This is a genomic window from Psychrobacter sanguinis, from assembly GCF_020736705.1.
GTDB lineage: Bacteria > Pseudomonadota > Gammaproteobacteria > Pseudomonadales > Moraxellaceae > Psychrobacter > Psychrobacter sanguinis.
The window spans coordinates 1,638,082-1,660,818 of record NZ_CP085990.1 but is presented as its reverse complement, the minus strand read 5'-3'; the positions used below and the strand labels follow the sequence as shown (position 1 = coordinate 1,660,818).

Here is a 22,737-nt window from a genome sequence, read left to right as displayed (position 1 = left end):
AAACTGGCTAAAGCTAGATTAACCCGATAAATTGCTTTAGAAACAATATGTTCTCCTCATAAGCTTTTACTTGACCTCCTACTTTTAGTAGGGGGTCTTTTGTTTAGCTCCTGTTATAATCAATAGTCTAATATCGGCAGTTGTAGTTCACTGTCATTTACAGCCAATTTTAAATACAACGTTTTGCTTTTATATGACCACTTCCAACGATAGTAAAAGCCTTATAGAAGACACTCAACCACAGCGAAAAATCATCCATCTAGATATGGATGCCTTTTATGCCAGTGTCGAGCAGCGTGACTTTCCCGAGCTTCGAGGAAAGCCATTGGTCGTGGGTGGCGATCCTAGTGGCCGTGGTGTAGTAGCAGCCGCCAGCTACGAAATACGTAAATTTGGGGTGCGTTCTGCTATGTCGTGTTATGAAGCAAAAAAGCGCTGCCCAGAAGCGATATTTGTGCGCCCAAGATTTGAAGTATATCGTCAAGTCAGTCAAGAAATTCGAGCGATTATGCTGAGTCTGACCGATTTGGTCGAGCCGTTATCTTTGGATGAGGCCTATCTTGACGTTACTGGTATTAAGGAACACCACGGTTCTGCGACCTTAATGGCCAACTGGTTACGCGCTGAAATCTATGAGAAAACGCATCTGCGAGCGTCTGCTGGGGTGTCGTTTAATAAGATGCTGGCTAAAATTGCTTCAGATATTAATAAGCCGAATGGCATTGCGGTCATTACCCCTGAGCAAGCGGACGACTTCATTGCAACACTGCCTATTGAGCGTTTTCACGGTATTGGTAAAGCCACTGCCAAGCGTTTGCATGAAATGGGTATTTATACCGGCGCTGATTTAAAGGCTATGCCTGTCGATAATCTGGAACATGAATTTGGCAAGCGAGGACGCTTTTATTCAGAGATTGCCCATGGCAATGACACTCGCCCCGTGAAAGCAGAACGCAAACACAAGTCAGTGGGCAGTGAGACCACCTTTCGCGATAATATTAGAGACACCGATAGCCTACTGATACAGATATTTGAACAAAATGCCGATGCTTTTACCCAACTTGCCAAAAAAGGACGATTGGGTCATACCATCACCCTTAAAATTAAATACTCTGACTTTACGCAGATTACCCGCTCACATACTCTGCACACACCGTTTCCCACTGCAGAATCAGCTCACTATTGGCTAGAAAAACTATTGGCTGATGTACCACGTCATTTACCAATACGGTTAGTAGGCGTCACTTACTCTAATTTGACCACACCTGAAGCCATTAGCTCTCAGCCTGATTTGTTTGGCTTGTAATCCATAGCCTTTTTGATCCATAACGACAGCGGAAATCCAATGTTAGCTATATAATTTGAATCAAAACCCAACTCAAAAAACTCGCATTTCTGTTAAACTACTCGCCATTGCTGACCACCTTAACGTACGGCAAACCCTCTTCTTATTTTGAACCGATTAAAGACATCTTATGACTCAGTCCACCTCTCAAGACCAACAACACAATTCAAACGACTCGACTATCGACAATACCTCTACCGCCCCCACAGAAGGCTATCTTAGTGTTAATGACTATGATTACGACCTGCCTGATGACTATATTGCCCGCTATCCCCTAGAGCAGCGTAGCGCCTCGCGTCTTATGTACTTGCCAGCCCATGCAAACGGTCATTTTGAGGTGCAAGACAAGCAGTTTGCCCAATTGCCTGAGTTATTACAGGCAGGCGATTTAATTGTGTTCAATGACACCAAAGTGATGAAAGCCCGCCTTTTTGGACAAAAAGACACCGGCGGCAAAGTAGAAGCGTTGGTTGAGCGTTTAACCGACGACGTCCAATTCACTCAGGATGCAGACGGTCAAAGTCATGACAATGTAGCCTTGTGTCATGTGCGGGCCAGCAAAGCGCCTAAGCTTGGTCAGACTCTGTTATTGGGAGATGGCAACATTGAATGTCAGATGATTGGCCGTCATGAGAACTTGTTTATTTTAAGTTTTAAAAACCCGATTCTACCGGATTTAGAACAGTATGGTGAGTTGCCGATTCCGCCCTACTTCGAGCGTCATGCCGATGAAACCGATAATGTGCGTTACCAAACTGTGTTTCATGATCCTGCCAAACTTGCCAGCGTGGCTGCCCCGACTGCCAGTTTACACTTTGATGATAAAGTCTTGGGCGAGCTAGCAGACAAAGGTATCAACACCGCCTATGTCACTTTGCATGTGGGTGCCGGTACTTTTGCCCCTGTGAAGACCGATAACTTACTCAATCACACCATGCACAGTGAATATGCCAACTTGCCACAAGAAACGGCAGAGCTAATTAATCAAACTCATAAAAACGGTAATAAGGTCATCGCCATTGGGACTACTGTGACTCGTGTACTAGAGACGGCGTATCAAAAGACCGCAGATGAGCAAGGTAATGTGTCTGCTTGGTCCGGCGATACTGATATCTTTATCTACCCAGGCTTTAAGTTTGGGGTCATTGATACCCTATTGACTAACTTCCATCTGCCGAAGTCTACGCTGCTTATGCTGGTTTCCGCTTTTGCTGGCAAGTCTAATATTGAACAGGCTTATCAACATGCCATTAAGCAAAAGTACCGCTTCTTTAGCTATGGTGATGCAATGCTATTAGAGCGCAACGAAGCATAATCGTTAAAGCCCAAACCACGGGGCTTAGACCTGAGACTTTAAACGAAATAGTTTAAAACCAGAATGCTTAAAACCAAACCTTCTAGACTTAATTTTATAATACACTTTTTATAGCTTTATGATTGAAGCTTGAACGATAAACGAGAGAACAATATGCATGCTGTAACCCCGATTGATGCTTCTGCCAATAAATCTGAAAAATACGAGCTACTCATAAAACAAGCCGATGCCATCTTAAGTAGTGAGTCTGATTTAATTGCCAATATGGCCAATTTAACTGCTTTATTAAAAGATACTTTTGGTTGGTTTTGGATTGGCTTTTATCGTGTCGATAGTAAGGCCAATCAGCTAATTCTCGGCCCATTTCAAGGGCCATTAGCCTGTACTCGTATTGATCATGGTAGAGGGGTGTGTGGTGAAGTTTGGGCCACAGCAACTACTCAAATTGTGGCCGATGTGAATGCTCATCCCAATCATATTGCGTGCTCGTCACTATCGCAGTCAGAGATTGTGGTGCCGGTGAGGAATAAAGATGGTGAAGTTATCGCTGTGTTAGATATTGATTCAGATGAATTAGCCACGTTTGATGAGGTTGATGCCGAGTACCTTGAGCAGTTGGTCCAACTGCTTAGATAGCCAAATCAATAGCCAAATTAATAGGCGTAAAAAAGCAGAGTCATATGACTCTGCTTTTTAGTTTCAGACAATATTAAGACGCTTTAGGATGCGCAAAGTGCAGCTGACGATCACAGCCATACGATACTGCTGTCTTATCGGCTTTAATATGTCCTATATGCTGCCAACCTGAGTCCTCTGGCTTATTGGCAGTATCTGACACATAGACCTCAAAATCTCGAGTTATGCCTTTGGCCTTCTCTTCTGGTGTTAGCGCAAACTCATTGCGAAAATCAATGCCAGGCGTTATCACATAGTTTACTGGTTTAACCGGTGCAATCATCATGTATTTTGGTGAAACCACGCCTGCTTTTTCCTCATTGCCAATCGTTTTATTATTAGCGTTAATCCCCATCGCAGCAATACCATCGACAGGACGCATCGTCGCTTCTTTGTCCGCTTTTCTAAAGATAGGGCCTATCTTTAGACCCAAGCTGATCACATTAAATCGAAAACCCACTTTTGGGTTATTGGTCATAGGAGCATCATAGACACTGTCACGTTTTGCCCCAGTTAACACATCGGCCACAAAGAAATTCTCAGTGGTAACGTTGGCATTGGCTTTATCAGTCCCGAAAATCTTGCCGGCCATACCAAAGGCCTGATACTCTCCTTGCTTAGTATCAGATAATGCCACAGACAGCCGGCCAATAAACAAGGACTTTGCCTCTTTAGCAAACATTCCGGTGTAGCTTTGACCGTCACTGTTTTTGACATCTTCGGTCATTTCCCAAGTGCCTGCCATGCAGATACCATTACTATGTACCAACTTGTCTAACCGGTCGTAGTAATCGACATCTTGATTTAAGGTTTGCTCAGTGCGAGTGGCCAATTGCTCTCTAACCGCCTTGTTAAACTTACTTGCGGTCACTTGATACTTTGGTAATTGGCCAGACTGATAAACGGCTCTTTCCTGTTTTGCTTGCTGATTATCTGTATCAGTTTCAGGGTTTAAGCTGTTATTAAATACCACGTCATAGACTTGTTGATAAGAGCTGGCAGCGGCTTGCTGCGTCGTTAAGAACGGTAACGATAATGCGGTGATGATAGACAATAATCCTGCTTTAAAATTAGGATTTGTTGACATCATTGTTGGGTTTGTTAGACAGCTCATAATCATTCCCTGTAGTAATCAGCTATTGCCTTCATTCTATACCAGTTCTATCAAATCCCCTTTGTTTATTTTTATCCTTAACGCCCCTTTAGCACTCCTCAACAAACCTTAATACCCCTTAATATCTCTTAATATCGCTTAACAACCACCGATAATTATTTCTATCATAGCTTTATCCCAGTTGCCTCCTAACTTACGCTAAATCTCCTTTAAAAAAGGAATACTGTGCATCATGGACGTTTCAGCTTATAAAATTTACCCAAAAAAAGGCAGAATCAAATGATTCTGCCTTTACGGTCTTTAAATTGTTCAAACCAGTGGATTGACCTATTTCAACTCAAGTGGTGGCACATCCTGACCACGCTTGTGGTAAAAATCATCCACAAATTCGTCAAATTTGTCTTCATCAATGGCATCACGAATGCCCTGCATCAAACGCTGATAATAACGCAGGTTATGAATGGTCGCCAGCTGAGCCCCCAACATTTCTTTGCACTTATTCAAGTGATACAAATAAGCACGGCTGAAGTTCTGGCAGCAGTAGCAATCACACTCTGGATCTAATGGGCCTTGATCTTCACGATATTGACTGTTTCGAATGCGTACAATACCTTGGTTTTCTTCATTACCAGTGACAAAGTAATGACCATTACGGGCGTTACGGGTTGGCATCACGCAGTCAAACATATCGACCCCGCGACGTACTGCCTCTAAGATATCTTCTGGCTTACCCACACCCATCAAATAACGAGGTTTATCAGCGGGCATTAGTTCTGGCATATAGTCCAGAACCTCAATCATTTCTTCTTTAGGCTCTCCCACAGACAAGCCACCAATGGCATAACCATCAAAGCCAATCTCTAACAAGCCGTCCATAGACTGACGACGCAGCTCTTCGTACATACTGCCTTGTACAATCCCAAACAGGGCATTGGTATTACCCAACTTCTTATGCTCATCTACACAGCGTTGGCCCCAACGTAATGATAGCTCCAGTGACTTTTGAGCCTCACTAAAAGTAGCCGGATACGGGGTACATTCATCAAACTGCATCACGATGTCAGAGTTTAATGAGTACTGAATTTGCATCGATTTCTCTGGCGACAAGAAGACTTTCGCGCCATCAATGGGTGACTTAAAGGCAACGCCTTCCTCGGTAATTTTACGCATTGCACCCAAGCTAAAGACTTGGAAACCGCCTGAATCAGTCAAAATCGGTTTGTTCCAATTCATAAACTGATGCAGACCACCAAATTTGTCGATAACTTCATTTCCAGGACGTAACCATAAATGGAAAGTATTGCCCAAAATAATATCAGCCCCGATGTCTTCTATATCGCGAGGCAGCATGCCTTTTACAGTGCCATAAGTGCCGACAGGCATAAATGCTGGGGTTCTAATTTCACCGTGAGCCAGCTTAACGGTGCCTCGGCGCGCACGTGATTCGCCCGCTGCGGTTTTATGTAGGGTAAATTGCATAACATTAACTCAGAGTAATAGATTGAAAGGGAGGTATGGGTTAATAACGATAGAAATAAAAATTAAATCAAGCAAAATAGGTCGCTTCTTTAAATGAAAGCCCATTAATATCGACAATTATAACATTGCCATCAAATCAACGGGGGACAATTAGTGCGACAGCTATAACTAGACTACCTTTAATAGCTAGCGAAATACCTGACTACTCACTCAATTGATAAGATTGTGCTTATTTTAAAATTTGCTAGTAATCGTTTGAGGACTTTGTTATAAAAGCTAAGCGCCTTAGTGCTAGATTTATGCCGTCTTATTTATATTGCTTTTTATATCGTTTTTTATATTGCCTTCTATACTTGTTTATACACTATCGTTTATAAACTGCTGTTAACACAATCTTTTATTAGGCAAGGAATCTTTTATGAGCTTAAAAATCATTATTGCCCTTGTTCTGATTGTTTTGATAGCGGCTCTATTTTTTATTATTTTTCGCAAGGAAAACACGGCCTGTAAATCGCCTAGCCTGCCTGCGTCGAATAAACCTAATCTCAATAACAGTTCCCGTCTGACTAAACCACAGAGACACGATAACTGGGTGGGTAGTGCAAACATGGAAGAGAATCAGTCTATAGAAGACGCAGAAACGATAGAAAAAAATATTGAAACGCTCGATCCTATTAATACCCACCATCGTTCTGAACTGTCTGTACAGCCTTTACTGGATGACGATGAGCTGCAAGAAATATTAGAAATGCTAGACGAGACCGATTCTGAGACAGAAGAAGGCCTTGCTCAAACCGCACAAGACAACAGCATGCCGCCGTTTGAGTTTATTGAACCGTTGAACAGCGTCCAGTTGACGTTAGACTTAGCACAGCATTATTTAGACACGGGCAACTATGACAGTGCCAAACGCTTAGCACAAGAAGTCATTGAAGGAGACGGCAGTGATGAACAAAAGGCCTTTGCCCAGTCAATTTTAGACCGTCTGCCCTAGCGCTTAATCACTTCTACTACTTCCAAAACACCAATCAACTAACACTTATTTATAGACACCTATCATGACCTCAAGCCAAACCTTTAGCACAAATGAAAAGATACTAGACTCAGCGTCTTCAAATGCCACCTCAAATAAAGTACAACTTATCTATGCCGGCGGCACCTTTGGCAGCTACGGCAGACCACTCGCTGCCCTGCCAGCAGACACCTTCTTACCGTTATTAATGGATAAGATAACTCAAAATATTACTACCAATATAGAGGTGCTTGAAAACAGCTGTGTTAAAGACAGTAGTCAGTTATCACCGGCTGATTTCAGCCACTTTTTTCAGCTGATTTTAAACTGTTATGCCCAAGGCTATCGTCATTTTGTCCTAATTACCGGCACTGATACTTTAAGTTATTTGGGATCATTTTTGGCAGAAGCATTTGCCGGCTCTGATGTCTCATTGGCCTTAACCGCCAGCATGCGTCCCCTATTCGATGCCAATGATATTCACAATTACAGCATCGACCCTCATAGCGATGCGTGGGGTAACTTATCAGAGGCAATTGGTTTGGCTGCCCACGGAGAGTCTGGCGTAGTTGTCACTTTCGCAGGCGAGTCTTGGCCCGCTCAAACGGTACAAAAGATACACAGCCATGATCTAATGGCCTTTACCGGTCATACTCGTGCCGGCTATCCTGCCAACAGCTATGTCAAATCCTTGCCTGTGGGCCGCCGTAAAAACTGGATTGAAGACACTGAGGCAAAACTGTCAGACATCATGGCTCACTCGCAAAATGTTATCATTCCTACTGTTTACTGTGTCCCAAACAGTGGAGAATGGTTAAGCACCCAATTAACGGCGTTACTTGATTTGCCGCCTACTGGGGTAATACTAATGGGCTTTGGTGCAGGCAATATTCCTTATAGCGAACAGCTAGAAAACACCCTGGACAAGCTATATCAACACGGTCACATCGTGGTCTGCACCACCCAGTGTCCATATGGCGGGGTCAGTGAAGCTTATGCAGCAGGCAGTTGGCAGTATCAACACCATGTTTTATCCGCGGGCCGACTAACCGTACCTGCAGTCTATGCCCGTCTGCTTTGGTTACATTTAGCCTTTGATACTCCAGCCCGCCGTCGTCAACGTTGGAGTTATAGCGTGGGCAAGCACTGATAAAGTTCATTAGGACTCAGCGTAATAAGTGCTTATAATACGGCGCTTAATGCTTATTTATTCATAACAAAATTTGGCTTAGTTCATGACCCAAGATCAAGATACCGCATCGCCTGTTACTCTCAATGCCCTAACCACTGATCCGTCAACGTCAAATACTCAGGGTGTCGCACCTGCTTTTGAACCTGATTCAAAGTTAGTCGCGCAAGCTAAAGATCCTTCAGATCAATTGCAAACCTATGCGCTCGGTATAGAGTTCAATGGGTCTAATTATCGCGGTTGGCAAAGACAACAAGAGGTATTGTGCGTACAGCAAGTGCTTGAGGAGACCTTAAGTAAGATTGCCAATGAGCCAATCGAAGTGGTGGCAGCAGGACGTACCGATGCGGGGGTGCATGGCGGTAATATGTTGGCTCACTTTAAGACCAGTGCCAATCGCGGAGTTTATAATTGGCTGCGCGGTGCCAACAGTCTGTTACCCGATGACATCGCCATACGCTGGATACAGCCGATGCCAGATGATTTCCATGCCCGTTTTGGGGCCATTGCCCGTCGTTATCGTTATATTACCCTCAATCAACCACAGCGCCCTGCCGTCCTTAATCATTTAGTCACCCATATCCATGAGCCATTAGACTTAGCAAAAATGCAGCAAGCGGCAGCACACATTGTCGGACAGCATGATTTTAGTAGCTTTAGAGCAGCTGCTTGTCAGTCAAATCAGCCGGTTAGAAACATTCACCATGCCAAGCTGTTTCAGCATGGACAATTTATTGTGTTCGACATTCAAGCCGATGGTTTTTTACATCATATGGTCAGAAACCTAATGGGGACTCTATTTGCGATAGGTAAAGGAGAATTACAACCGATGGATTATCTGCGAATATTGGAAGCCAAAGACCGTACTATTGCTCCGCCAACAGCTTCTCCCGATGGCTTATATTTTATCAATGCTTATTACCCTCAGCCCTACCAAGACTTATTGCCCAATCTGCCATTGGCACCGCAATGGTTAAACCTAGCTGATTAGTAATTTTAGTAGATGAGCATGATTTTAATCGCTAGCTATCTGTTATTTAGCTAGCAAATTAAGGCTATTTTATCAAGTCATTCGCTTGTAAAATTTGCTTAATGATGCTTTTATGCGTATAATAACGTCCTACAATTCTATTTGAACGGGTTAACCCAAATAATTATGGCAAAAAAAGACGACATTATTGAATTTGAAGGCGAAGTCATTGACACCCTTCCTAACACACTTTTTAAAGTGCGCCTTGAGAATGGGCATGAAATCATCGCTCATATTTCAGGTAAAATGCGCAAACACTATATCCGTATCTTAACTGGTGATAAAGTTAAAGTTGAGATGACGCCGTATGACCTATCAAAAGGTCGTATTACTTACCGTGGTAAAACCTAATAGCCCAGTAAGCTAGGGTTTTAAGAACCACAGCTAGGTATATACTGCAAACTGTTTTATTTGAGGGGAGAGTCAAGTTTATTTGGTAATGATGAGAGAGTTTATCTTTCGTAAATCCTCACCTCATTTCCTTCTGATCGTTTTTGACCCCTTATAAATATGACAGTCATAAAAAAACCGCTACCTGTAAAAGAGTAGCGGTTTTTTTCGTTTGCTTGTTAGTAAAGATTTAGTTGTAAAAGAGTTAGCGAGGTAGAGTGGATGCTGTCACTATCTACCTCATCTATGACTATAGCAGCTCAGACATTTATATAGCTAAGCTAAGATACACTATTATCATCGTTAGTGGTTACTGCTGTCACCCCTATTCTATTTAATTTCAACCGTGGCATCATTATCAATAATATTCAGTAACGCCAACGCATCCCAGTTGGTCAAACGTATGCAGCCCGCTGAAGCTTGGCGACTGATACGCTCAGGGTCGGGTGAACCATGAATGCCATAAGAAGGTTTGGACAATCCAATCCACACTCGGCCTACCGGGTTGTTTGGACCTGGGGGGATAATGGTTTGCTTACCATCACCATCAGTATGCGTGTAGTTGGGGTCGCTGACTTTGGTTTGTACCTTATGTGTGCCCGTTGGTGAAGGAGTGGCGGTACTGCCTACCGTGGTAGGATAGCTGGCGACAAGCTTATCTTGTTTATCATACGCATATAAAGTTTGACTGTTTTTATCTGCCACTACTCGAGTTACCGTGGTCTTATTGGCTCGACCAGGGTTATATACTGTCAAGGTCTCGCCAGCCTTGAAACTTGCGTTGGGATTAAGCTGCTTTAGATAGCTTATGTCCATATGAAACTTCTCAGCCATGGCTTCCGCCACACTTTCGTAGTACATACCTTCTAACTTCGATTTGGCTTCCGCCCCTTCTGGTATCTTAGTGGTCTTAATATTGACATCAGAATCGGTTAAGGTGTAGCTAATGAGTACTGGCTTAGTTGCAAATTCGCCACTTTTTAACGCTTCCCATGTCTTTTGGTCCAACTCATTGGTAACGGGTAACCCTTTGGCTTGCTGAAAAGCTTGCATCGCTTTTTGGGTATTTTTACCCCACCAACCATCCACTGCCCCGACACCATGATAGTTCCAGTTTAATAACGCTTGCACTTTGGTACCCACCGCTTGAGTCATCTTAACGCCGGGCTGCCATTCGCTGCTATTTACCTTTTGGGCGATAGCTGACAACGGAGCGCTTGTTGGGTTAGTCGCTGTTTGACCTGAATTGTTTTGACCAGTTGCAGTTTGACCAACTGCTGTTTGGCCAGTCACTTGATTGCCTGTCGTTGCTGCTGACGAAGTGTTCTGTGAAGACGTAGTTTGTGATGGTGCGTTCTGTGCCGGTGCGCTGCTAGTAAAACTATCAGCCACATTTTCATTGGCTGTATCTTCAGTCGATTCAGCTTCTGTATTCGCCTCTTCAGTTTGCAGATTGTTCTGCTCAGCGGCTTCTGCTACTCGAACTGCCAAAGATTTATTGATGGCTTGAGCACTACTATCTACAGTATTTGGGGTTTGTGCTAGAGCCAAGCTCGTTGCCAATATGGTAGATACTGCCAAGGTTAGTTGCTTTAAAGTAAGCCCTGATTTTAAGCTACCTTTTTTAGTGCAGTTGCTGTGAGCATGGTCTTTATTAGAAAGGCTTTTGGAAATAATATTTGAAGTCTGAGTAAGCATGAATGCTCCTTATCTTTATCACTTTTTATTGTGTCTATTATTATAATTAGACTGTTGTTTTCGCTATAAAATTTGACCTTAACTATACTATTTTTTAGCAATTTGGTTAACAGAGTATTGGTTATGTTATGCAAAATTATGTATATATCATCTAAGTATAAACTGCTGTCAGTAAGATAAAATGGGCCTTTATAAACAATGCCCAGAGACAGGATGAACTATGTGCAAAATTCTTAATGTATCGACAATAGAAAGAACAACAATAACAAAATAAAAAACCCAAATCCTAAGATTTGGGTTTTTTAGAAATCATCTTTATCGATTAACTTTAAGAATACGGTTAAATATCAATTATTTTAATCATAGAGGTTTTAAAATCAATCCTAGTGTTTTGTCTTGCCTAACTCAGCTTAGCCAATACGGCCTCACCCATTTGTTTACAGCCCACTAGTGTCAAGCCTGTTTCATCAGAATCCATGATGTCACCGGTACGTAGACCATCATATAACACATCGCTTACCGCCTGCTCAATGGCAGCAGCTGACGCTTCATGCTTAAAGGTATAACGTAGCATCATTGCCACTGATAAAATAGTGGCAAGAGGATTTGCTTTGTCTTGACCTGCAATATCAGGTGCACTACCGTGACAAGGCTCGTACATGCCTTTACCATTTTCATCTAAGCTTGCTGATGGCAACATACCAATAGAGCCAGTCAACATCGCAGCTTCATCTGATAAGATGTCGCCAAACATATTACCGGTGACCATCACATCAAACTGTTTAGGATTTTTGACCAACTGCATACACGCATTATCGGCATACATATGGCTTAAGGCCACATCGTTATACTCAGACTCTTGTAGCTTAATCATGGTCTGCTTCCAAAGTTCGGTGACTTCTAACACGTTGGCTTTGTCCACTGAACAAATTTTGGCAGGGTTACCAGTAGCCTTAGCACGAACCTTGGCCAATTCAAATGCTACTTTACCAATACGCTCAATCTCTGAGGTCTTGTAAACCATAGTGTTATAGCCTTGCTGTTCCCCATTCTCTAGGGTGCGAATACCGCGAGGCTCACCAAAGTAGATCCCCCCAGTCAGTTCGCGAACGATCAGCAAATCTAATCCTGAAATAATTTCTGGCTTTAGGCTTGAAGCATTGGCCAATTGTGGATAAAGTTTCGCTACCCGTAAGTTAGCAAATAAGCCTAGCTCACTGCGAATCTTCAATAGACCACGCTCTGGACGGATACTACGCTCAATACTATCCCATTTAGGACCGCCAACGGCGCCCAATAATACTGCATCGGCTGCACGTGCTTTGGCCAAGGTCTCATCTGGCAAAGGCACACCTGCATTATCAATAGCGATACCACCAATATCAGCAGCTTCTAGCGTAATACCTAAATCAAATTTTTCATTCACCGCTTTTAATACGTCAACGGCTTGAGTCATAATTTCAGGACCAATACCATCGCCTGCAAGGGTCAATACGGTTGCCATACACTGTCTTCCTAAACTGTTATTTTAAAGTTTTTATTTGCTTTTCGAGGTTATTAGCTTTTCAAGGTGGCCATCCGTTAATAAGTAACGAATGGAGTAAGGCATGATAGCCTATCTTGCTTGATTTATGCTTTAACTTCCTGAAAAATCCAAGGCGTTTTTTGCTGCATTTTTTCTTCATAGGCTTTAATCGCATCGCTTTGCTGCAAGGTTAAACCAATATCGTCTAAGCCATTTAACAAACAATGTTTGCGAAACTCGTCTACCTCAAAAGCAAATTCTTTGCCTTCAGGCGTTATAACTACCTGACGCTCTAGGTCTGCGGTTAACTCATAGCCTTCGTTGGCAAAGCACGCTTCAAACAGCTCATCAACTTGTTCTTCAGGTAATACTATGGGCAGCATACCGTTTTTGAAGCAGTTGTTATAAAAAATATCAGCAAAGCTTGGCGCAATAACGGTGCGGAAGCCATATTCTGATAAAGCCCACGGCGCATGCTCACGGCTTGAACCACAGCCAAAATTGCTGCGTGCTAATAAGATAGTGGCACCTTGATAACGTGGCTTATTTAACACAAAGTCTGGATTGATAGGACGCTTGGTATGATCTTGGCCTGGGAAACCTTCATCCAAATAGCGCCAGTCATCAAATAGGTTAACGCCAAAACCTGTGCGTTTGATAGATTTTAAAAACTGCTTAGGGATAATTTGATCGGTATCCACATTTGAGCGATCAAGAGGGCAGACGATGCCGGTTTGGGTGTTATAAGCTTGCATTATTGGTTCCTTAACAATAGGGTATCTGGTAAAACGGGTTCTGGCTTTCAACGAATATTAAAAGCTACGCACATCCACAAAGTGACCGGCCAATGCCGCGGCAGCTGCCATCGCTGGGCTTACCAAATGGGTGCGACCGCCATTGCCTTGACGTCCCTCAAAGTTACGGTTTGAGGTCGAGGCACAGTGCTCTTGTGGTTGTAGCTTATCGGCATTCATCGCCAAGCACATTGAGCAGCCAGGCTCGCGCCATTCAAATCCTGCTTCTACAAATAGCTTATCTAAGCCCTCTTCTTCCGCTTGCTTTTTAACTTGACCCGAGCCAGCAACTACGATCGCTTCTTTAACGTTGTCTGCTACTTTACGGCCTTTGATAACTGATGCCGCTGAGCGCAAGTCCTCAATACGAGAATTGGTGCACGAGCCAATAAAGATACGATCAAGCTTAATATCGGTAATCGGTTGGCCCTGCTCGAGACCCATATATTGATAAGCGCGCTCCCATGCCTCCGCCTGTACTTCATCTTTTGCCTGAGCTAAGGTGGGCACTTTTTGAGTCACATCTACTACCATTTCTGGAGAGGTGCCCCAAGACACTTGTGGCGCAATGTCGCTGGCATCTAGTTCAACGATCGCATCAAAGTGTGCGCCTTCATCTGAATGTAAGGTATTCCAGTATTCAACCGCTTGATCCCATTGCTCACCTTTTGGTGCAAAGGGACGGCCTTTAACATATTCGATAGTGGTGTCATCCACACCGACCATACCCACACGAGCACCGGCTTCAATGGCCATATTACAGACCGTCATACGGCCTTCCATGCTCATATTTTCAAATACTTCACCGGCAAACTCGATGGCATAACCGGTACCGCCCGCTGTACCAATTTTGGCAATAATAGCCAGCACCACATCTTTGGCAGTGACCCCTTCTCCAAGCTGACCATTGACTCGAATTAGCATGTTTTTAGATTTTTTCTGAACCAAACACTGAGTGGCCAACACATGCTCAACTTCTGAGGTACCGATGCCATGGGCTAAACAGCCTAGCGCACCATGAGTCGCAGTGTGCGAGTCACCACAAACCACAGTCATACCAGGCAATACTAAGCCCTGCTCTGGACCGACCACATGAACGATACCTTGACGTACATCATTGATGGTAAATTCTGCGATATTAAATTTAGCACAGTTGTCATCTAATGTTTTTACCTGAAGACGTGATACCTCGTCTTTAATACCAACAACCCCTTCTAAACGCTCTTTGCGTACTGTCGGAACGTTATGATCTGGTGTTGCAATATTGGCTGACAAACGCCATGGCTCACGATTGGCCAAAGCCAGTCCTTCAAATGCTTGAGGGCTGGTCACTTCATGCAATAAGTGACGGTCAATATAAATCAGACTTGAACCATCATCACGTTGGCTAACCAAGTGAGCGTCCCAAAGTTTATCGTATAAAGTTTTGGCGGTATTAGACTGTGTTGCTGACATGGAGTAGTCCCTTGCTGGCTTATAATGTTTATGAGTATAAATAAAAATATTGAGAAACGTAATTGTCTATGGTTTATCTATAGTTATAGTCAGGATAAAAAATTAAAGCGTTAACCTTGTTAAACCTAATAGAGTAGTATTTATCTTTGTAAAGCAATACTTATATGTGGTTGCCTTGCCATTCATTTACTTGTCTATTACTAGAATTAAACAGGTTATTACTGGTTACTATAGATTAAATTAAAATATTTAATAAAATTGAAATATTTAATCAAGTTTAATTGCCAATATTATATATAATAATGATGACTGAACTTGCTTTGTCTATTGAGATTATAACAGCTAAGTTATATAATAATAATTGATGATTTTTATCATAAACCAAACTTTATATTATAATTGAATATTTACCATTTCTTTTGATAGTTTTAGGCTGACCATGAATACCACAAATTTGACAACATTTATCACTGTAATGCAAACAGGCAGTATTTCCGGTGCAGCTGAAAAGCTTTTTATTACTCAGCCTGCCGTTAGTAAACGGATTAAGAATCTTGAAGACGAATTTAAGGTCACCCTATTCGATACACTTGGTCGAGGTATCGTCCCCACTGCTGCCGCCAATGAACTATTACCGCATGCCAAACGTTGGCTTGATGACTATGATAATTTCAAAATAAATATTCAAAACTCCCAGCAGACTATTTCAGGTAAATTGGTTATTGGTACCAGCCATCATATTGGACTACATCATTTACCGCCTGTTCTAAAACAATTTATTCAAATGTATCCGTCAGTGCAGCTAGAAGTTCATTTTGTGGACTCAGAGGCAGCGCATAAAGCGGTATTGGATGGCGAACTGTCTCTAGCCTTTTTAACTTTGCCACCTGTATATGACAAGCGTTTGACTTACCACACCCTTTGGTCAGATCCCTTATTCTTCGTGACGGGCACTCTGTCTCCTTTAGCAAAAAAATCAAATGTAACTTTAGAGCAGTTGGCACATTATTCAGCTATCTTACCGGCAGCTAATACCTTTACCAGTCAGATTACTTTGGCTGAATTTGCCAAACAAAACTTAAAGCCATATGCCACTATGACCACCAACCCTCTTGAGTCTATTCGTATGTTGGTCTCTGTCGGTCTAGGTTGGTCAGTGCTACCTCAAACTTTAATCAATCATGAACTGGCTACCATTGATATGGCCAAAGACTTAGAGCTGCAACGCTACTTGGGTGCGGTTATTAACCCAAGCTTAACGCGTTCTGCTAGTGTCGATGCTTTAATGCAGATGTTGGCGCCTATTGAATAAGTCTCGATTGGCTATTTTGCTTGTGTTGTTACCTAAAAAATGCTTTGACTTCAATAAGAGTCAAAGCATTTTTTATTCGGCTTCTTCAGCAAGTTTTTATTAGCATTATCCCCTCAATTTAAAGTCCATTCTAAATTTCTAATAAGTTTCTAATTTTAATTGTATTCGTAATCGCTAAATTTTTACTCTATAATGCAAGCATGTTGCCAAAAGTTAACCTCTTGTAACTAATACGTTAGGCATGTAAAAACTCTGATGGTTAAGGCCTATAAAACGAAATCTTAAAACTTCTTTTAATATTCTTTTAGTTTTTGTGAAAGAACCATTATGCTACAAGTCACATAATGGTTTTTTTATGTTCAAAAATATATTACATAAGGATTATGTTATGAATGGAATTGAAACAGGAGTGCTCATATCGCTCGCTCTATATTTCTTATTAATGATTGCAATTGGTGTTTGGGCTTACTTTAAAGCCGATAACGACTCTGCAGGTTATATGTTGGGTGGTCGTAACTTGAGCCCTGGTGTAGCCGCTTTATCAGCCGGTGCCTCTGACATGTCAGGCTGGTTATTACTGGGTCTTCCCGGTTATATGTACAGCTCTGGTGTGGTCAGTATTTGGATTGCCTTAGGCTTGACCATCGGTGCCTTTGCCAACTACCTATTGGTAGCACCAAGACTACGTGTCTATACCGAAATCGCTGACAATGCGATTACTCTTCCTGACTATTTCGCCAACCGCTTTGAAGATAAGTCGCATCTACTGCGTGTTATTTCAGCCATCGTTATTATCTTATTCTTTACTGTATACACCGCAGCAAGCTTAGCCGGTGGTGGTAAATTGTTTGATAGTGCTCTAGGTATGTCTTATAGCACCGGACTTTGGGTTACTGCTGGTGTGGTTGTTATCTATACCCTATTCGGTGGCTTCCTTGCCGTATCAACCACTGACTTTGTGCAGGGCGTTATCATGCTATTGGCTATGATTATCGTGCCTTTGGTTGCCTTTACAGATCTTGGCGGTGTTGGCGCAACAACCACTGCCATTCGCAATATTGACCCAGAAATGCTAAATATCTTTAGCGGCATGACCTTCTTAGGTATCTTGTCATTATTGGCCTGGGGCTTGGGTTATTTCGGTCAGCCTCATATTATCGTGCGCTTCATGGCCATTCGCTCTGTAAAAGATGTGCCAACAGCCCGTAGAATTGGTATGAGTTGGATGATTGTAAGCTTGATCGGTGCGCTAATGACAGGTTTTGCGGGTCGTGCTTATGTCCAAAAAACAGCCATGACCTTAGATGACCCAGAAACTATTTTCCTAGTATTTACCAACTTTTTATTCCATCCCTTAGTTTCAGGCTTCTTATTAGCGGCGATTTTAGCGGCTATTATGAGTACCATTTCATCACAGCTATTAGTGGTATCAAGCTCGCTTACTCGTGATGTATACAAGTTATTCTTTGATAGAGAAGCTTCAGAAACACGTCAAGTAATGATTGGCCGTATTTCAGTAGTATTGGTGGCAGTGGTAGCTATTTTCTTAGCGTCTGATCCTGATAGCTCAGTATTAGCTCTGGTATCTAACGCTTGGGCCGGCTTCGGTGCAGCCTTTGGACCCTTGGTGGTTATTAGCCTTATGTGGAAGCGCATGAACCGTAATGGTGCCTTAGTAGGCATGATTGTCGGTGCCATAACTGTTATTCTTTGGGTATACGGCGGCTTTGAGACATCAGCCGGTGTTCCTTTAAATGACTGGTTATATGCCATCATTCCAGGCTTTATCTTAAGCTCAATCGCTATTGTTATTAGTAGTCTAGCGACACTTGAGCCAAGTCCTCATATCAAAGCGAAGTTTGAAGAGATGGAAACCAATCTTTAATAACGGCTTGTAAATAAACTCTGATAATAAAAAAAACCTCGCACGTGCGAGGTTTTTTTATGGCTATAACTACTGCTTTAAAAACTTAATTAAAATGACTTAGTCAGTAAGATAGTGGCCTTTTTGTCATCGTGATCATCATAGTATTTAAAGTTACTTGAGGTTTTCTCATAATCAAATACTATAGTAAAATCACATAAAAAGTACTACACTATAAAAATGGCATACTCACAAGATTATAGACAATTAGCATTACAGAAACTTGACGAAGGCTACTCCATTAGAGAGACAGCCGAATACTTCGAGATAAGTACACGTACACTCCAAACTTGGAAAAAATCACCTGAAAGAAAAAGACGTGTTTTCAAGCCTTTTAAAATAGACACTGAGCTTCTTTTAAAAGACATTGAAGACTATCCAGATGCCTACCAATATGAGAGGGCCCAACGTCTTAAATGTAGTACGTCGGGTATATGTACTGCTTTAAAACGCTTAGGCATCACTCAAAAAAAAGACACTAAATCATCCGAAAGCTGATAAACAGAAGCGTATTGAATTTCTCGAACAACTCAAGCAGTTTGAAGCGACAGCTAGACCAATTATTTATATAGACGAAAGTGGTTTTAAGTCTCATGATTACAGACCTTATGGCTACGCTAAAAAAGGGGAAAAGTGTTTTGGTAAGTGCAACTGGCAGTTAAAGAATAAAACAAATGCTATTGGCGCTATTCACGATAATGAGCTATTCGCGGTTGGCTTATATGATTGTAGTATTAACAGTGATATTTTCCATAGTTGGGTTGAACAGTTATTACTCGTAGAGATACCAAGTAATAGCGTTATAGTGATGGATAATGCTAGTTTTCATAAAAGACAAGAAACTAAAGAGCTTATTGGAGATGCTGGGCATACAATATTGTGGCTGCCACCTTACAGTCCTGATCTGAATCCCATCGAAAAAGCATGGGCTTGGGTCAAACAAAAACGTAAAGAATGGCAACTTGATTGTGTCGATACTTTGTTTTTTTACTTCCTTTGGATTTGTGGTGGTTTTGCTGTGAATTTACTATATATATCTTGTGTTTTTATCATCGCCAGCTAAGAATTGCAAATAACATCTGTAAAAGGTTAATAATTAATTAAAACATAGCTAAAATTGATTTGTAGTGCGATTGCCCTGCATCATCTTAATTTAGACACAAAAAACCTGTAAGTTGAATTATCAACTTACAGGTTTTGATTTCAATATACTTTTTAAGGTTGTATCAGCTGTCTAAACTGATAAAGTTACAAACTTAAAGTTATTTGTCTTGGTAAGACAGCTTAACACCTACAATGTAACCTTCGTTATCTTCGAAGTTAGAGACGATATCACCAGTAGGTAGTGAACCTTTTGCATCACCGAACCATAAGTATTTACCACCTGCAGATACTGCCCAGTTCTTAGTCACATCATATTTAGCACCCAAGCCAACACTGTAGTAGCCCTCAATAGGACCTAATGATGATGTTGGATCACCGGCACCACTATCCCAGCCGATTGATCCTGATACCGCTAAATTATCTGCTAGACGCTTACCTAAGCCCAGTTCTACAACCCATTGGTCATCACTATAGTCAACTAGAGGTACTTGGGCTGCACCACTATATACTGGTGGTGAAATCTTAAAGTCACTCCATGGTACCCAGCGAACTTTGGCCGTTGCTAATGTGGTTGGGTTGATACCCGTTTGGAAATCAAAGTTTACAGACTCCGGCGTTGTTACTTCAAATTTATTATAGCTTTCTGGATTTTGACCTTTGATTGCAAGTGCAGGGAAGTTCTCATAAGCTGCTAAAGAGTGATCAATCTCAGAACGATAAGTTAATGCCGCTTTTAGAGCAATTTCTGGCTTGCTATAAGAAAAACCTAACAGATAACCATAATCAATATCTGGGGCAACATGGGCGTTATATCCTGTAGCGCCTTGATAGGCGTTACCACGTAACTTTACATCTGCTTTTAAGCGCTGCGCTACTGGACCACCATAAATCTGAAACTGATTGTTTGCACCAAACTTCGCACCACCAATCAAAGATAGCGTGTTAGAGCGAACTTCTACATTCGTTGCTTCATCAATACTTAGAAGATTCGCAACCGCATCACGTGCACCTTCAGTTTGTGCTAAATCTGCCTTATTACCATCTAGCAGACCCTGTGCTAGCTGCTTAGTTTCCTCGGGTAAGAAAGGTGCCATCTGTTCCAGCGTCCCTTCTAATTCTTCAATCTTCCCACGAGTCGTTTCAATTAAAGCATTATATTCCTCAAGTGTAGCGTTTTCTGGCTTGCCCAGTGTCTCAAATCTATCAACTGCTTCTTCAAGACCTCCTATACCCTTCTCTAAAACGAACTTGTTAAGAGCTAAAACGCCTCCCCGTTCAGGAGTTAAATCTTCATCTTCTAGCTCTTTATCAATAGCCTCTATTTGTTTGTTAAAGTCATTAATTTTACCCTGTGTTTTTGCTATAGCACCTTCGGCAACCCCTAAAATAGCACCTACACCAACATCACCTGCTACCCCTGTAAACTCGTTATCACCTCTATATTTAGCAGCAGCTCCCCATGGCTCATCATATAATACACCAACACTGAATCTATCATTCACATCGGTTTTTACACCATAGCGGAAGAAGTCATAAGCTTCAGCAATATCACCGGTTTTATTGCCTTTGTTATCAACACCAGTAACATCAGCACTCTGTACACGACAAAAACAAAAAAGCTGACTAAGGACAAGGCATAATAGTAATTTTTCTTACGAACCACACTATGCCAAACCTTAATCAGCTCATAAATATATTATCGCAAAACCTAACCATGAACAAGGCAAGATTGACGTGTTTAGGCTTAATTACTCTAGCGATAATACAAGTACAAAGTAGTAACCTCAAACAAATAGCAAGAGGATTTGTCAAAGGTAGGACAAACAGTAATTACAGACGGCTACAACGCTTCTTTGCACAAGTTGACATAGACCAAGACCAGTTAGCCAAATTCATCTATCAACTCTTTGACTTAGACGAAGTCATCATCAGCATAGACAGAACCAACTGGAAATGGGGTAAAAAGAACATTAACATCTTTTTGCTCAGCGTTGTTCATCAAGGAATCGCTATTCCCTTATACTGGACACTACTTGATAAAAAAGGTAACAGCAATAGTAATGAGAGATGTGAGCTCATACAAACGTTCATCAACACCTTTGGCGCAGACAAAATACAGTATGTATTAGCCGATAGAGAGTTTGTTGGCAAAGAGTGGTTTCAATGGCTAAATAAAGAGCAAATAAAGTTTTGCATTCGCATCAAACACAACACCCTAGTAGCCAATCATCAGGGTAAATTGGTACAAATAAAGACATTGTTACGTCATCTATCCCCTCATGAAACGTTTATGTTAGCCAGAGCTGTTCCCGTATATGGCGTTAAAGTTCGTCTATTTGCAAAGCGTGATACTGACAACGATTATGTCATCATAGCGACCAACAATTTAGATCATACGGATGCTATGGCTCTTTATAGCAGACGCTGGGAGATTGAAACCTTGTTTTCTTGTTTTAAAGGACGAGGGTTTAATCTTGAAGATACGCATCTTACACAGTTGGATCGGGTAAGTAAGTTAGTGGCGGTTTGTGCGCTAGCATTTTGTTGGTCATATCGCATTGGGATTAAAACTGTACAGCAGCACCCTAAAAGACGAAAGCTTAAGAAACATGGTCGACCTCAGCAAAGTTTGTTTGCTATTGGTTTGGATGTTTTGATTGATGGTTTGCGTGAGTATTTCTTTGCTGGCAATCGGCGTGTGTTTGAGGTTCTAATAAGTTATTTGTCTCCTAGTCCACGACCTTTGAGACTTTGAGCATTTTTGTCGTGTACAGAGATCACCGTTAAAGACTTTCCTAAGCAAGTAAGTGGTAAGGGCAGCATTGGAATTGATTTGGGCTTAAAAGAGTCTGCTACTACCTCAATGGGTGATAAACTTACTATTAAGCAGACCCAAAAATGGGCTAAAAAGCTTGCTATCGCCCAGCGTGCTAGCAATAAAAATCGTGTCAAAGCAATCCACGCAAAAATAAAAAATACAAGGTTAGACTTAATTCATAAATTCACCACCAAGCTTGTTCAAGATAATGCTTTAATTGTGGTTGGTGATGTTAAATCACGCTCATTTACCAATAAAAAAAACAAGCTAGCTAAATCGACATACGATGCAGGATGGTTTGAGCTTAAACGACAACTGGAATATAAATGCAAGTATGCAGGTTGTCAGTTTGAGATGGTAAATGAAAGTTACACTACCCAGACCTGCTCGTACTGCCTTAAAATAAGTGACAGTAGTCCGAAAGGTAGAGCAGGCTTGCGAATAAGAGGATGGAGGTGTGCTGAGTGTGGCACATGGCATGATAGAGATATCAATGCCGCTAAGAACATCCTCGCGGTCGGGCTTGACCGTCTAGCGGTAGGAATCCCCTCGGTTTAG

Annotated in this window: 19 protein-coding genes and 1 pseudogene; 13 read left to right on the top strand and 7 right to left on the bottom strand. The window is 41.9% G+C overall.

Annotation, left to right across the window (positions count from 1 at the left end; all coding sequences use genetic code 11):
* The first annotated feature begins 193 nt into the window (after positions 1-193).
* The 3 genes from dinB to LK453_RS07040 all read left to right on the top strand — a co-directional run bounded on the left by dinB (position 194) and on the right by LK453_RS07040 (position 3,296).
* A complete protein-coding gene (gene dinB, locus LK453_RS07050; protein WP_007395603.1) occupies positions 194-1,306 on the top strand; it encodes a DNA polymerase IV in 1,113 nt (370 codons plus the stop codon).
* 169 nt (positions 1,307-1,475) lie between these two features.
* Positions 1,476-2,660 carry a tRNA preQ1(34) S-adenosylmethionine ribosyltransferase-isomerase QueA gene (gene queA / locus LK453_RS07045; RefSeq protein ID WP_007395604.1) on the top strand — a complete coding sequence of 395 codons (1,185 nt, stop codon included), beginning with the start codon at positions 1,476-1,478 and terminating at the stop codon, positions 2,658-2,660.
* Between the two features lie 153 nt (positions 2,661-2,813).
* Complete coding sequence (locus LK453_RS07040; protein WP_007395605.1) at positions 2,814-3,296, top strand: GAF domain-containing protein; 483 nt, start codon at positions 2,814-2,816, stop codon at positions 3,294-3,296.
* A 73-nt stretch (positions 3,297-3,369) separates the two neighbouring features.
* Here LK453_RS07040 and LK453_RS07035 read toward each other — a convergent pair whose 3' ends face one another.
* Both LK453_RS07035 and tgt read right to left on the bottom strand, forming a co-directional pair.
* Complete coding sequence (locus tag LK453_RS07035) at positions 3,370-4,449, bottom strand: hypothetical protein (RefSeq protein WP_201537616.1); 1,080 nt, start codon at positions 4,447-4,449, stop codon at positions 3,370-3,372.
* Between the two features lie 327 nt (positions 4,450-4,776).
* Positions 4,777-5,928 (bottom strand): tRNA guanosine(34) transglycosylase Tgt, encoded by a 1,152-nt coding sequence (gene tgt / locus LK453_RS07030; protein ID WP_007395608.1) that lies wholly within the window; start codon positions 5,926-5,928, stop codon positions 4,777-4,779.
* 418 nt (positions 5,929-6,346) lie between these two features.
* On the opposite strand from tgt, the gene LK453_RS07025 reads away from it, so the two are divergent.
* From LK453_RS07025 to infA, 4 genes are all read left to right on the top strand, one after another.
* Entirely contained in the window at positions 6,347-6,922 is a 576-nt protein-coding gene (locus LK453_RS07025; RefSeq protein ID WP_007395609.1) for a FimV/HubP family polar landmark protein, read from the top strand.
* 64 nt (positions 6,923-6,986) lie between these two features.
* The gene (locus LK453_RS07020) at positions 6,987-8,090 is read left to right on the top strand and encodes an asparaginase (protein ID WP_201528134.1); all 1,104 of its coding nucleotides are present in this window, start codon (positions 6,987-6,989) and stop codon (positions 8,088-8,090) included.
* An 85-nt stretch (positions 8,091-8,175) separates the two neighbouring features.
* Positions 8,176-9,120: a tRNA pseudouridine(38-40) synthase TruA gene (gene truA / locus LK453_RS07015; RefSeq protein WP_007395611.1), complete on the top strand. Its 945-nt coding sequence runs from the start codon at positions 8,176-8,178 to the stop codon at positions 9,118-9,120.
* Between the two features lie 165 nt (positions 9,121-9,285).
* Complete coding sequence (infA, locus tag LK453_RS07010; protein ID WP_007395612.1) at positions 9,286-9,510, top strand: translation initiation factor IF-1; 225 nt, start codon at positions 9,286-9,288, stop codon at positions 9,508-9,510.
* A 369-nt stretch (positions 9,511-9,879) separates the two neighbouring features.
* Here infA and LK453_RS07005 read toward each other — a convergent pair whose 3' ends face one another.
* From LK453_RS07005 to leuC, 4 genes are all read right to left on the bottom strand, one after another.
* Positions 9,880-11,247 carry a L,D-transpeptidase family protein gene (locus tag LK453_RS07005; protein ID WP_007395613.1) on the bottom strand — a complete coding sequence of 456 codons (1,368 nt, stop codon included), beginning with the start codon at positions 11,245-11,247 and terminating at the stop codon, positions 9,880-9,882.
* A 400-nt stretch (positions 11,248-11,647) separates the two neighbouring features.
* On the bottom strand, positions 11,648-12,751 hold the full coding sequence (gene leuB, locus LK453_RS07000) for a 3-isopropylmalate dehydrogenase (RefSeq protein WP_007395614.1): 1,104 nt from the start codon (positions 12,749-12,751) through the stop codon (positions 11,648-11,650).
* 125 nt (positions 12,752-12,876) lie between these two features.
* Positions 12,877-13,527, bottom strand: coding sequence for a 3-isopropylmalate dehydratase small subunit (leuD, locus tag LK453_RS06995; protein WP_007395615.1), 651 nt, complete (start codon positions 13,525-13,527; stop codon positions 12,877-12,879).
* Positions 13,528-13,584: 57 nt separating this feature from the next.
* Positions 13,585-15,021, bottom strand: a complete 1,437-nt coding sequence (gene leuC, locus LK453_RS06990; protein ID WP_007395616.1) for a 3-isopropylmalate dehydratase large subunit — start codon at positions 15,019-15,021, stop codon at positions 13,585-13,587.
* Positions 15,022-15,460: 439 nt separating this feature from the next.
* Here leuC and LK453_RS06985 point away from each other — a divergent pair, with 439 nt between their 5' ends.
* From LK453_RS06985 to LK453_RS06970, 4 genes are all read left to right on the top strand, one after another.
* Complete coding sequence (locus LK453_RS06985) at positions 15,461-16,333, top strand: LysR family transcriptional regulator (protein WP_007395617.1); 873 nt, start codon at positions 15,461-15,463, stop codon at positions 16,331-16,333.
* A gap of 388 nt (positions 16,334-16,721) precedes the next feature.
* Positions 16,722-18,218 carry a sodium/proline symporter PutP gene (gene putP, locus LK453_RS06980; protein WP_044298378.1) on the top strand — a complete coding sequence of 499 codons (1,497 nt, stop codon included), beginning with the start codon at positions 16,722-16,724 and terminating at the stop codon, positions 18,216-18,218.
* 219 nt (positions 18,219-18,437) lie between these two features.
* Complete coding sequence (locus tag LK453_RS06975) at positions 18,438-18,755, top strand: IS630 transposase-related protein (RefSeq protein WP_044298593.1); 318 nt, start codon at positions 18,438-18,440, stop codon at positions 18,753-18,755.
* A 13-nt stretch (positions 18,756-18,768) separates the two neighbouring features.
* On the top strand, positions 18,769-19,320 hold the full coding sequence (locus LK453_RS06970) for an IS630 family transposase (RefSeq protein WP_227673777.1): 552 nt from the start codon (positions 18,769-18,771) through the stop codon (positions 19,318-19,320).
* 199 nt (positions 19,321-19,519) lie between these two features.
* Here the strand turns inward: LK453_RS06970 and LK453_RS06965 are convergent, their stop codons facing one another.
* Entirely contained in the window at positions 19,520-20,863 is a 1,344-nt protein-coding gene (locus LK453_RS06965) for an OmpP1/FadL family transporter (protein ID WP_379652710.1), read from the bottom strand.
* Positions 20,864-21,027: 164 nt separating this feature from the next.
* Here LK453_RS06965 and LK453_RS06960 point away from each other — a divergent pair, with 164 nt between their 5' ends.
* Both LK453_RS06960 and LK453_RS06955 read left to right on the top strand, forming a co-directional pair.
* Positions 21,028-22,116 carry an IS4 family transposase gene (locus LK453_RS06960; protein WP_201538654.1) on the top strand — a complete coding sequence of 363 codons (1,089 nt, stop codon included), beginning with the start codon at positions 21,028-21,030 and terminating at the stop codon, positions 22,114-22,116.
* Between the two features lie 21 nt (positions 22,117-22,137).
* Positions 22,138-22,737: pseudogene (locus tag LK453_RS06955) on the top strand (RNA-guided endonuclease InsQ/TnpB family protein); the annotation flags it as partial.

Coding starts and splice junctions, on each gene's coding strand:
- dinB (WP_007395603.1), top strand. CDS start 194: ATGACCACTTCCAACGATAGTAAAAGCCTTATAGAAGACACTCAACCA.
- queA (WP_007395604.1), top strand. CDS start 1,476: ATGACTCAGTCCACCTCTCAAGACCAACAACACAATTCAAACGACTCG.
- LK453_RS07040 (WP_007395605.1), top strand. CDS start 2,814: ATGCATGCTGTAACCCCGATTGATGCTTCTGCCAATAAATCTGAAAAA.
- LK453_RS07035 (WP_201537616.1), bottom strand. CDS start 4,449: ATGAGCTGTCTAACAAACCCAACAATGATGTCAACAAATCCTAATTTT.
- tgt (WP_007395608.1), bottom strand. CDS start 5,928: ATGCAATTTACCCTACATAAAACCGCAGCGGGCGAATCACGTGCGCGC.
- LK453_RS07025 (WP_007395609.1), top strand. CDS start 6,347: ATGAGCTTAAAAATCATTATTGCCCTTGTTCTGATTGTTTTGATAGCG.
- LK453_RS07020 (WP_201528134.1), top strand. CDS start 6,987: ATGACCTCAAGCCAAACCTTTAGCACAAATGAAAAGATACTAGACTCA.
- truA (WP_007395611.1), top strand. CDS start 8,176: ATGACCCAAGATCAAGATACCGCATCGCCTGTTACTCTCAATGCCCTA.
- infA (WP_007395612.1), top strand. CDS start 9,286: ATGGCAAAAAAAGACGACATTATTGAATTTGAAGGCGAAGTCATTGAC.
- LK453_RS07005 (WP_007395613.1), bottom strand. CDS start 11,247: ATGCTTACTCAGACTTCAAATATTATTTCCAAAAGCCTTTCTAATAAA.
- leuB (WP_007395614.1), bottom strand. CDS start 12,751: ATGGCAACCGTATTGACCCTTGCAGGCGATGGTATTGGTCCTGAAATT.
- leuD (WP_007395615.1), bottom strand. CDS start 13,527: ATGCAAGCTTATAACACCCAAACCGGCATCGTCTGCCCTCTTGATCGC.
- leuC (WP_007395616.1), bottom strand. CDS start 15,021: ATGTCAGCAACACAGTCTAATACCGCCAAAACTTTATACGATAAACTT.
- LK453_RS06985 (WP_007395617.1), top strand. CDS start 15,461: ATGAATACCACAAATTTGACAACATTTATCACTGTAATGCAAACAGGC.
- putP (WP_044298378.1), top strand. CDS start 16,722: ATGAATGGAATTGAAACAGGAGTGCTCATATCGCTCGCTCTATATTTC.
- LK453_RS06975 (WP_044298593.1), top strand. CDS start 18,438: ATGGCATACTCACAAGATTATAGACAATTAGCATTACAGAAACTTGAC.
- LK453_RS06960 (WP_201538654.1), top strand. CDS start 21,028: ATGCCAAACCTTAATCAGCTCATAAATATATTATCGCAAAACCTAACC.